Here is a 10,832-nt window from a genome sequence, read left to right as displayed (position 1 = left end):
GGACATGTCCGATGTGCAGGAACGCCAGAGTGTCGTCGCCGAGGCGCGCAAATGGCTGCTCACCCCCTATCGCCACGCCGCCGACATTCGCGGCGTCGGGGTAGATTGCGGCATGTTCATCGTGCGCGTTTTCGTCGATCTCGGCCTCACGCCGCCCTTTGATCCGCGTCCCTACGCGCCTGACTGGATGATCCACCGCAACGAAGAAAAATATCTCGATTTCTTCAACCGCCGCTGTAGGCGCGTTCAAGACCCGCAGCCAGGCGACATCGTCCTGTTCCGCTACGGCCGCAGCTATTCGCATGGCGGAATCGTGACCGAGGCCGATCCACTCTCGATCATCCACGCCTATCACGACGCCGGTTGCGTCGTGGAGGAGCGGCTGTCGCAAAATCCCGTCCTGACCGATCCCCGGCGCAAGCTCGCTTGGTTCTCGATCTGGCCCCAACCGGAGGTTTAGCCGATGGGCTTTCTCGGCGCTGGAAACGTCAACACCCAGATCACCAAATATTCTGGCCTGCAGGTCCAGACGACATCCAGTTGCGTGCCCGTTCCGATCGTTTACGGCGCCAATGTGCTCGCGCCGAACTGCTTCTGGTACGAAAACTTCAAGGCCATCGCGCAACGCGCCCGCGGCAAGGGCGGCGGCAAAGGCGGAACGACCGGCTACAATTACGCCTGTTCGATCATGATGGGCATATGCGAGGGGCCGATCACCGGCATAGGCCAAGTCTGGCAGACCTCCAGCACGACGACAAATCTGGTCGCGCTCGGGCTCAGTCTGTTCAAGGGCGCGTCTCCCCAGGATATCTGGTCCTATCTCGCGACGGCGTTTCCGAGCCAGGCCCTGAACTATCCCGGTGTCGCCTATGTCGCCAGCGCCAACTACAATCTCGGCGCCTCGGCGAGCATCGGCGACAACAATTTCGAGGTCCATGGCGTTCTCTACGGCGCCGGCGTCAATGGCGTCGACGCAGATCCTGCGCAGGTCATTTCGGATTTCCTCACCAATCCACAATATGGCGTGGGCTTCCCCGCCTCCTCCATCGACGCGACGTCGCTTTACGCGAATTCGGGCGACAGCTCCTACCAGACCTATTGCTGGGCCAATTATCTCGCCATCAGTCCGGTCCTCAACATGCCGGAGACCGCGTCTTCCATCCTAACGCGCTGGCTAAAGCTCACCAATTCGACCGCCGTGTGGTCGGGCGGCTTGCTGAAGATCATCCCTTACGGCGACAGTCCCGTCACCGGCGGCTCCGCCGATTTGCAGAAAACCTGGACGCCGAACCTCGTCCCGATCTACGACCTCGATGACGAGGATTTCCTGAACATTGAAGGCGAAGACCCCGTCAAGATCACGCGCTCGGACCCCTACGCCACCTACAATCAGCAGGCCATCGAAATCCAGGCGCGCTCGGATTCGTACAACACCGGTCCCATTGTCGCCTTCGACCAGGGCGCCATCAACCGCTACGGTCGACGCATCGGCTCGACCATCGCCGCGCACGAAATCTGCGATACGCTGTCGGCGCAGACGTCGGCGCAATTGATCCTGCAACGCGGGCTCTACATTCGCAATACATTCAGCTTCAAGCTGTCCATGGAGTTCTGCCTCCTCGAACCCATGGATATCGTCACGCTGACCGACACGGCTCTCGGGCTGAATGCAACCGTGGTGCGGATCGTCGAGATCGAAGAGGATTCTGAAGGCGCGCTCTCGATCACCGCCGAAGAATTCCCGCAAGGCGTCGCCACGGCGACGCGCTACCCGACCCAAAGTCGGACCAACGGCGCGCCTGACGCCAATGCGGCCGCGCCACCCGTCAACACGCCGCTCATCATTGAGCCGCCGCCGAGCCTCACCGACGGCGTCACGCAGTTGTGGATCGGCGCGAGCGGTCAGGCCGGCGATTCGAACTGGGGTGGATGTTACGTCTGGGCGTCGCTCGACGGCGCCTCCTATCTTCGCGTCGCCACCATCGCGTCTCCGGCCTCGCAGGGCGTGCTCGCCACGCCCTTACCGGTCTACAGCGGGGCGAACCCCGACGCCGTCAATCTGCTCAACGTCGATCTCTCGCAAAGCGCCGGGGTCCTGGACTCGGTTTCCGCGATCGCCGCCGAAGCAGGGGTCACGCTCTGCTATGTCGATGGCGAATATCTCAGCTTCACCACGGCGACGCTCACAGGCCCCGATCGGTTCCGGCTCGCCGGGCTCTACCGCGGTCTCGCGACGCTCCCGGCGGGCGCGCACGCCGCCGGCTCCACGTTCTGCGCGCTGGATTCCGCGATCCTGCGCTATGACCTGTCGACGGCGCAGATCGGGAAAACCGTTTACCTGAAGTTCCAGAGCTACAACATTTTTGGGGGCGGCCTTCAGGACCTGTCCACCTGCGTCGCCTACAGCCACAAGATTGACGGCGTCGGCGCGGTCGGTCCCGTCACGGCCAGTCTGGCGATCGGCGCGCCCCTGGACTTCGGACTGGTCGTCCAGCCTGTCGCCGAGACAGACGACTTCGGCGACCTTTCCTCGCAGGTCACCGCTATCATCGATCTCGGTTCGCTTTCCAACTGATTCAGGAAAACCAGATGTCCGTTCAATTGAAGCGCCGCCGCGACACGGCGGCGAATGTCGCCGCCTTCACCGGCGCGCAGGGCGAACTGATCGTCGACACCACAAACAACCGCCTCACCGTCCACGATGGCGCGACTCCGGGCGGTTGGCCCGTGGCGAAATTGTCCGAGGTGATCCTGGCCGCGCGCTCGACCGTGACCGACGTGAATTACACCATTCTCACGACGGATCGGATGATTGGCGTCTCCGCGCTGACGGCGGCGCGGACACTGACGCTGCCATCTGCGGCGAGCTTTCCGACCGGCGTCACGCTCGGGATCTTCGACGAAAGCGGCGCTGCTTCGTCGACGATCACGGCGACCATCGCAGCCAGCGGCTCCGACAGGATCGACGGCGCCGCTTCCATCGCCATCAATTCGCCGTACGGGTTCGTCCTGCTGCAAAGCAACGGAGGGACGAAATGGACGCTCGTGTCTCGCGCGGCGTCCAGCCTTCCGGCAATCGGCGTCGGAACCCCGGCCGATGCGACCAACCCGCTGTCGGTCTATGGCGCTTCCGCATTGTTCAACGGAACCAGCTTCAACCTCACGATCAACAAATCGGCCGTCGCCAACACCGCCTCCATTCTGTTCCAGGACGGCTTTTCAGGGCGCGCGCAGATCGGCCTCGCCGGCGACGACAATCTCCACATAAAAGTTTCGGCGAACGGATCGACATGGACGGAAGCCTTCGTGGTCAACGCCGCCACGGGCCAGCCGACCTTCCCGCAAGGCATAGCCGCGGGCGCGCCCGCCGGCTTCCGCAATCGTCTCCGCAACGCCAGCTTCGCCATCAACCAGCGCGCCGTCTCGGGGACGGTGACGCTGGCCGCCGGCGCCTATGGTCACGACGGCGTCAAGGCGGGCGCGAGCGGCGGCACGTACACGTTCTCCACAAGCGGGCTCGACACGACGATCACTGTGACGTCGGGCTCGCTGATCCTGCCGGTCGAGGCGTCTCTGGTTGAGGGTGGCGCCTACGCCCTGTCGCACGCGGGGACGGCCCAGGCCCGCGTCTGGCAAGGCGCAGGTTATTCGGGCTCGGGCAGTTACGCCAGCGCGCCCTTCGTCTCGACGGGACTGAATGCGGCCAGCCAGACCAACGTCGAGTTTTCGACAGGAACGATTTTGAGGCCGCAATTCGAACCAGGAACCGTCGTGACGCTGTTCGAGCGTCGGCCGATAAGCGTCGAGATGGCGATGTGCCAGCGTTATTTCGTTTCATCCTATCTTTCGGGGACTGCGCCAGGAACGGCGTCGCAGGACGCGAGCGCCATCGTCCTGGCCAATGGCCCAACTTCGGACGCCGCGAGTAACGCATCGATCAACATCGCGTTTCCCGCTCCGATGCGCGCGGCGCCATCGGTCACGCTGTACAATGCCCACACGGGCGCGACAGCGTCGGTCTATCTGCAAAACGCTGCGTCATCGGTTGCAGCCAATGTCGTGACCATCAATCAGCTCAACGCGAGCATCACGTTGGGTGGTGTGTCATTCCAGGCGCATGATGTCGCCAAAATGCACTTTACCGCGGCTGCGGAAATTTGATCGTTGGCTTTACATATTCGCTTACAAATTCCGCTCTCGCCAATGACGCACAGACGGTGATCTTATCAGACGGAGCCTGCATCCCAGTCGATCCGGAGAATAAGGACTTGCAAGCCGATATTTGCCTGGATTGACGCCGGCAAGACGGCGACAGCACCCGCGAAAGCCGCGCGCGTTCGAGCGCGAGTCACTTGTCGAGAGTTCTTCCAGCCGGCGGCGCAAGAGTGGATTGTCACGGAAGACAGGGCGAAAGCCCTTCTTGCTGTCGAAGCGATTCCGCCGAGCCTTTCCGCAGCCGTCGCCAGCCTGCCGGCCGCGCGGCGATTTGCCGCGCAGATGGCGATTCTGGGCAACCAGACTCTTGCGCGTTCAAACGCGCTGATCACCGCCCTTGGCGTCGCCAAGAGCAAGACCGACGCCGACCTCGACGACCTGTTCACACTGGCCGCCACGCTCTGAATGCACGGGCGCGGCGCGGCAAAACAATTCGGAGCCTCTCATGGAATGGAAAAACCCGGACGGGTCGGTCAGCCGCGGCATTGTCATCGAAGACGGCGCCGGCAACAAGGTCACGAGTTTCAGCGGGGGAGGCGGCGGCTCCAACGCCAGCGTCGGCGCCGCCGGCTCAACTGCGCCGACAAGCGCGACGGAAATCGGCTTTGTCAACGCCCTTGGCAACCTCGCCGCCGTCGCCCCCTCGAACCCCTTGCCGGTTACCTTCAGCGCCGGCGTGACGACCACTGACAGCGGCGCGGCGATCACCGGCGCCGCCATGCCCACCGGGGGCTCCGGCCTCACCGGCTGGCTTTCCGCAATCTGGTCGAAACTCTCGGGAACGCTAAGCGTGACCTGGTCGGGACAGTCGGTCGGCGTCTCGTCGCTGCCCAGCCTTCCCGCCGGCGCCAATGTCATTGGCTCGGTCAATCTCGCGCTCGGCGGCTCTGCAGTCTCCCAGGCCAATCCGGTCGCGACCACCGAAACCTACGGGAACCTCGCTACAGGCCAAATCAGCGTTGCGAATTCGGCGTCGCAGATCGTTCCCGCGCGCGCGGGTCGAAAGGAAGTCACCATCGCCAATCACGGGACCACCGCCGTCTACATCGGCGGCTCCGCCGTCACGGCCGCAACCGGCCTGTTCCTTGCCGGCGTGCAAGGCCAGGGCATCACCATTACCGGCGGCGCCGCCGTTTATGCAATCACCGCTTCGGGCTCCCAGACCGTTTCGTTCATTGAGGTCTACTGATGCGCCTTGTTCGATTTTCGCTCGCAGCCTCGATGCTGGCGTCGGCGCAAGTCGCCGAGGCGGCGCAGGCGAACAAACCGCCGCTTTTCGCCGCGCAGCGTCTCTATAATGCCGGCGGCGCGACGATCCTCGGGGGCGGGGCGCATCTTGTTGGGCCTGGCAGGAGCTACATCCAGCCGACGCTGGTGAACAATTACGCGGTCGCATTCGGTGATTCCCGCACCGCCAATTCCACCATCTTCCCCCCCTGGTCCGGAACATCCTTCACCGTGGCCACCGACTATTCGAACGGCTACGCCGGCTGGCTGTTTCCGCTTTCCGGAAACAGGTATCTCGCCGAGGTCGGATGGAACTACGGCGTCGGCGCGCAGACCACCGCCGGCATCGCCGGGCGCCTGAATGCGACGACCCAATATTGCAGCGACGCCTCGACGATCGGCTACCCCTGCTTCAACGGCGCCAACGCCACGCTGACCTCGGCGATCAGCCCCAACCCGAGCGCGCCGCTCACCATCGCTCTCACCGGCCTTTCGGGCTCGCCGGCCGCCGGCGACTACATCACCATCGCCAATGTGACCAATTTCGGCTGCCAGATCACCGATTATAACAGCGCGACGCCGAGCGTCACAGTGCCCGCGAACTGCATCACCGCCTCCACCACGGCGGGATCCGCCGTCGCGCTCGCCCGTCCCGCCACGGTCTCGGCGTTCACAACCTATGCGCCCTTCACCGCGACCAGCGCCGCCGGCGCCACCATCACCGACCTCGACACCAACAAAGCCAACGGCGGCGCCTATTTCGGCGGCTCATATTCCATCGTCACCGACCCTGCGCAAACCGTCTTCCTGCTCGCCGGCACCAACGACGGTAATCGCGGCGCCGCCAACGCCATTTCCGCCCTCCAGGCGATCTTCAACGCCTTCGGCCCCACGGCGGCCAACAAGATCGTGATCGTCGGCGACGAGACGCCGCGCGGTCTCGCTGAAGGTTTTTCGCGTGCAAACAACAGCGCGCTTGGCGCGCCTGAGGTCTGGACCATCCCGTCGAGCTCGCCCTACACGGTTACGGCGGTCAACGCGACGAATTACTGGGACACGCAGCAAGTGTTTTTCGCGCCCTGCGGAACCACGACGTCGGGAACGCCGGCCAACACCTATTCGTGCGGAACAGGCGCCTCCGGCGTGACGTTCAGCGCCGGCGTCAATGACGGCGTCGCGCTGACGCTTGTGGCCTCGGCGCCCGCGCAGGGGCAATATGCGGTCAGCAATGGCGTCTTCACCTTCAACAGCGCCGACGCCGGCAAGAAAATCGCGATTTATTATCGCTGGAAGTCGAACAACGCTCCGGCCGGTTCGACCTATTTGACGACGATCCACAACTGGCTCAACGCGACCTCGTGCGGTTCGTGGACCGATCCAATCTCCGGAACGACTTATCCCGGCGTCTCCGGCGCGCAATGTCCAGGGCTCTATCCCTGGGTTCATGTCGCCTCGACCTGGAACGCCCATCTCGATCCGGTGGCCGTAGCCTCCGGGGGTTACTACTTCAACCTGCCGTACACTTCGGTGGACGGCTTGCACCCCAGCCCGTACGGCGGCGCGTTGATCGCCAACGCGATGCTGCAGGCGGCGAGCCAGACATCCGCCATCCCGGACAGCCCGCCGTTTTCGCCGGCCGCCGCGCAAAATTATTTCTTCTACGGCACGAGCGTGACCTCTACGGCGGCGCAGACATCGGCGTGCCCGGCCACGACCAAGAATTACTATCTTTCGAACGTCTATGTCGGCGGAACCGCTCTGACGGCGATCCCGCAGGCGACCGCGCAATCCATCTTCAAGACCGGATCAAAGCTCTACTTCTACAACGCGATTCAATCGGCCTTGAACGGAGCGACCGTTGCGTGCGTGGATGCGGCCAACGGTCTGGTGCAAATGGCGTCTCCCGCCACCGCGAGCCTGTCCGGCTCCATCTACAATTGGGCCTTCGTTCAGAACGACAGCACGAGCCCGGCCTCATTCTTAGGCAACAGCATCAATGGCTCCAACATCTACTCGCTTCAGACCAATACCGCGTCGCCGCTCGCCAATACGGGAACTCCATCCGGCTCTGGCATCGGCGCGACCGTCGTCAAGGGCGTTCCCAATGGCTGGACACTGACTGCGGATTCCGGATCGACCACAGCGCTCTCCCAAGGCGTGCTGGGCTTGTCCTATGGCGTGGAGCAAAATCCGTTCGGAGACGGCAATGACGATTTCGTCATCCAGCTTCAAGGCTATGCAGGCTCCGGCGCGCCCCAGGTGACGTTGTCCCAGCTCATTCAGGCTCCGATCGCCACCGCCTTTACAGCCGGCCAATCTCATCGCGCCATTTGCCGCGTTAAAATCTCGGCTGGCGTCAACGGTCACCTCTACGGCGTGAAAGGCGTCGCTTTGCAATATTACGACCAGGCGACGGGCGGAACGTTCACGCCGCCGGGTCTGGCGTCCAACACATACAACGTCTGGGCGGCGCGCCATGGCGCGAGCGCGGTGGAATTCAACGACGCCAACATCGCCAACGGCGCGCCGGGCGTGACAAGCACCAGTCTCGGCAATGTCCTGACGCTGGATGAACTGACGCCTGCCGCCTCCGTCCAGGGCTCGGGGACTTTCAGCGCGCAACTCAGCTTCTTTGTCACCTTCGCCGCGGGCGACCCGGTGTCCGCAACCATCCGGCTGCAATCATGCCGCGCCATGCAGGTGTCGCAATGACCAAGATCTACAATCTCCGTGCGGCGACAAACGTCACGTTCAGATTGACTCGCGACCTGTCAAACCTCTCGCAGGTTTACGACCTCGTCGCCTCGACCATTCGCATGCAGGCGCGCGTGACCGCCCTCGCAACCGACCCGCCGATTTACGAGTGGTGTTCGACGAATGTCAGTGGCGGCGTGGCTTCATTCGACCCGGCGACGGGTCTTTGCGTCTTCTCGGCGCCAGCGTCAGACATGGCGCAAATGCCGGCCCGTCTTGTTTACGATTGTCGCCTGGAATTGACCAACGGCGGCATCACGCCGCTGTTTTCCGGGCGCATGGAGTTCGTGCAGGGCGTCACGCGCCGCACCAATGACGCCGTGGCAATCGGGCTTCCGCCGGGCGACACCGTTGTTGCACAGGGTGAGACGGCGCCTTCTGCGCTGCCGGTCACGTTGACGGCGGCCGTTACCGCCGCGCAGGCGGCGGAGGTCGCGGCTTCTCAAAGCGCCGCGGCGGCTGCTCAAAGCGCGCAAGCCGCCGCGGCTGGGGCAGCGAGCCTCACGCCGGACGCGCTGGCGGCGTCGTTCGCCGCGCTCTCTTCATCTCAGGCGGCGGCTCTGGCGCAATTGCTCATCGCCGCCTTGCCCGGCATGTCTTCAGGTTCCGTTCCGGTCGCCAGCGGTCAAGCCTTCTTCGACGCCTCCGGATTCTTTGTTCGAGCGGGATAAACATGATCAACAGTTTCATCGTCGCCGCGTTGTTCTTGACCACCCCCGCCTTTGCCGCGAGTGCGGGATTCAACCCTGTGCCGCCCGCGATCGTGGCGGCCATTTCGGCTTGAGGGCGGGTAATCATGAAATTCATAGCTTTTCTTCTCGCCTTGCTGCTGGCGTCTCCCGCCTTGGCGAGGAATCCAGGGGCGACGCCTGTTCTTGGTGTTCAGGACGGCGGCACAAGCAGCGCGACCGGCGACCTGTCGGCGATGACAGCGACGGTCAACGTATTGAGCGGGTACGGCGCGCTCCCCGCTCCGAAATGCGATGGAACAACCACGGATTCGATGGCGCTACGCAACATCCTCACCGCTGCTGCTGGTCACGCGCGCGTGCTGATCCCGACTGGTGTGGTCTGCCGCGCGGAATCGCTCGTGCTGCGCTCGAACTCGCGCCTCACGATTGACGGCACGCTTAAAGCCCCTGACGGCCCGATTGCATCTGTGCTGATCGTAGCCTCTGGCGCTGACAATGTGACCGTGGACGGCTCTGGCGTCATCGACGGGAACAGGGATGTCGCCACCAAAGCGCCAGGAGCTGGCGTGGGCGGTATTACATCGGGGCCGACGGCATCGAATTTGGTCATCCGAGATATCACTATCCAGAACATTCACCACTGGCCGGTTAACATCGTCGGGGCAACAAACTGTTTTGTCGCGAATGTAACAATGAAAAACGCGGCGAACTCAGCGGAGTTTGCCGCCGGCTCTAACAATTGTTGGGCTGATCGTTTGAAAATCGACAACATCGACAATGACGGCAGCTTTGTTTTCTATAAAGGAGTTTGGAACTCTGGGATAACCAATTCTGTCATCTCCAACGGGTACGTCTCAGGAATTGGTGTCTATAACGACAATGACTCTCAGGCGTTGAGCCACGATATTGTTATTGCAAATAATATTCTGTATGGGAACGGCCGTGTCGGCATTGAAGCCAGTATCGGCACGCACTCGGACGAGACTAAGAACCACTATAACATCAAGATACAAAACAACATTTTGCGCGACAACGGAAAGCAAAACTTGTCGCTCGGCGACATCGCGCTTTCGGCCATTGAGAAGTCCGACATATCCGGGAACTCATCTTACGGCTATGGCGGCGCTTCGACATCGCCAGCGATTAAGATCACGAGCGGCGCTCGCGCCTTGACTATCGAAAACAACAAGATTTTCAACTCCGGATCCGGAGGAACGTCAGGTGTTTGCTTCCAGCTTGCGCCGTCCACGGGAACTGGCTGGGTCATCAGAAACAATTCCTGCGTCGACAACCAGACAGCCAGAACGATCGCCTATGGGTTCCTCGGCAATATCCCAGCGAATTCTCAGGTCCAGAACAACCAGATCGTCAACACGATCGGAGGGTTCGGCCCGCTCGGTCTCGGCTCTGCGATGGCGCATGGCTGGGCGCAGCCGCTCTCTGGGTCGGACCAAGTCGCGGGATATAATTTCTACGGTCACGATAACGGAACCGTGACGGCGCTCCAGTATAGCGACGCCACAGGGACGCTCGCGATTGGGGGCGCGAGCGGAAAGCCTTCTTCGATCATCCTCAATGCGAACACAGGTGGAAAAATCGTCTTTGCCGGAGCCCACCACGACGGAGGAACGGCGTTCGTCGATTCGGCAAGCGTGACGCCGGGCGCGGTCAGAACCCCGGCGGCGGGCAAGGATCGGCTCATCCTGAAAAACACCAGCGTCGTGGCGTCGCAGACAATCAAACTGCCCCCGATTACGGGCACGTCCGGGCAAATGTTCTGGATGTCGTCTATTGGGGGGATCACTGCGCTCACCGTGCAAGACAACGACGGCAATGCAATCACGGGCTCCCCCACGACGCTCGCCGCAGGCGTCGGCCGCGCGATGATCACTGACGGAACAAGCTGGTTCCCGGCGCAATAGGCGCGGCTCTCCCGAAAGATAG

General features: G+C 62.6%; 8 protein-coding genes. All 8 read left to right on the top strand.

Annotated features, from left to right (window positions below; genetic code table 11):
- The first annotated feature begins 4 nt into the window (after positions 1 to 4).
- The 8 genes from GJ654_RS09945 to GJ654_RS09915 all read left to right on the top strand — a co-directional run bounded on the left by GJ654_RS09945 (position 5) and on the right by GJ654_RS09915 (position 10,810).
- Positions 5 to 460: an NlpC/P60 family protein gene (locus tag GJ654_RS09945; protein ID WP_155446004.1), complete on the top strand. Its 456-nt coding sequence runs from the start codon at positions 5 to 7 to the stop codon at positions 458 to 460.
- Positions 461 to 463: 3 nt separating this feature from the next.
- Positions 464 to 2,575, top strand: coding sequence for a phage tail protein (locus GJ654_RS09940; protein WP_155446003.1), 2,112 nt, complete (start codon positions 464 to 466; stop codon positions 2,573 to 2,575).
- Positions 2,576 to 2,589: 14 nt separating this feature from the next.
- Positions 2,590 to 4,161, top strand: a complete 1,572-nt coding sequence (locus GJ654_RS09935; RefSeq protein ID WP_155446002.1) for a hypothetical protein — start codon at positions 2,590 to 2,592, stop codon at positions 4,159 to 4,161.
- Positions 4,162 to 4,497: 336 nt separating this feature from the next.
- Positions 4,498 to 4,620 carry a hypothetical protein gene (locus tag GJ654_RS21450; RefSeq protein WP_264586219.1) on the top strand — a complete coding sequence of 41 codons (123 nt, stop codon included), beginning with the start codon at positions 4,498 to 4,500 and terminating at the stop codon, positions 4,618 to 4,620.
- Between the two features lie 40 nt (positions 4,621 to 4,660).
- Positions 4,661 to 5,404 (top strand): hypothetical protein, encoded by a 744-nt coding sequence (locus GJ654_RS09930; RefSeq protein ID WP_155446001.1) that lies wholly within the window; start codon positions 4,661 to 4,663, stop codon positions 5,402 to 5,404.
- Positions 5,404 to 8,154: a hypothetical protein gene (locus GJ654_RS09925; RefSeq protein WP_155446000.1), complete on the top strand. Its 2,751-nt coding sequence runs from the start codon at positions 5,404 to 5,406 to the stop codon at positions 8,152 to 8,154. The genes GJ654_RS09930 and GJ654_RS09925 overlap by 1 nt, the downstream gene beginning before the upstream one ends.
- Positions 8,151 to 8,867: a hypothetical protein gene (locus tag GJ654_RS09920; protein ID WP_155445999.1), complete on the top strand. Its 717-nt coding sequence runs from the start codon at positions 8,151 to 8,153 to the stop codon at positions 8,865 to 8,867. Before GJ654_RS09925 ends, GJ654_RS09920 begins: the two co-directional genes overlap by 4 nt.
- Positions 8,868 to 8,992: 125 nt before the next feature.
- Entirely contained in the window at positions 8,993 to 10,810 is a 1,818-nt protein-coding gene (locus GJ654_RS09915) for a hypothetical protein (protein ID WP_155445998.1), read from the top strand.
- The last annotated feature ends 22 nt before the right edge of the window (positions 10,811 to 10,832 follow it).

The sequence above is a fragment of the Rhodoblastus acidophilus genome (assembly GCF_009720655.1).
GTDB classification, from domain to species: domain Bacteria; phylum Pseudomonadota; class Alphaproteobacteria; order Rhizobiales; family Beijerinckiaceae; genus Rhodoblastus; species Rhodoblastus acidophilus_A.
Note: the sequence above shows the minus strand (reverse complement) of the source record. Positions and strands in the feature narration are given on the sequence as shown.

Coding starts and splice junctions, on each gene's coding strand:
- GJ654_RS09945 (WP_155446004.1), top strand. CDS start 5: ATGTCCGATGTGCAGGAACGCCAGAGTGTCGTCGCCGAGGCGCGCAAA.
- GJ654_RS09940 (WP_155446003.1), top strand. CDS start 464: ATGGGCTTTCTCGGCGCTGGAAACGTCAACACCCAGATCACCAAATAT.
- GJ654_RS09935 (WP_155446002.1), top strand. CDS start 2,590: ATGTCCGTTCAATTGAAGCGCCGCCGCGACACGGCGGCGAATGTCGCC.
- GJ654_RS21450 (WP_264586219.1), top strand. CDS start 4,498: ATGGCGATTCTGGGCAACCAGACTCTTGCGCGTTCAAACGCGCTGATC.
- GJ654_RS09930 (WP_155446001.1), top strand. CDS start 4,661: ATGGAATGGAAAAACCCGGACGGGTCGGTCAGCCGCGGCATTGTCATC.
- GJ654_RS09925 (WP_155446000.1), top strand. CDS start 5,404: ATGCGCCTTGTTCGATTTTCGCTCGCAGCCTCGATGCTGGCGTCGGCG.
- GJ654_RS09920 (WP_155445999.1), top strand. CDS start 8,151: ATGACCAAGATCTACAATCTCCGTGCGGCGACAAACGTCACGTTCAGA.
- GJ654_RS09915 (WP_155445998.1), top strand. CDS start 8,993: ATGAAATTCATAGCTTTTCTTCTCGCCTTGCTGCTGGCGTCTCCCGCC.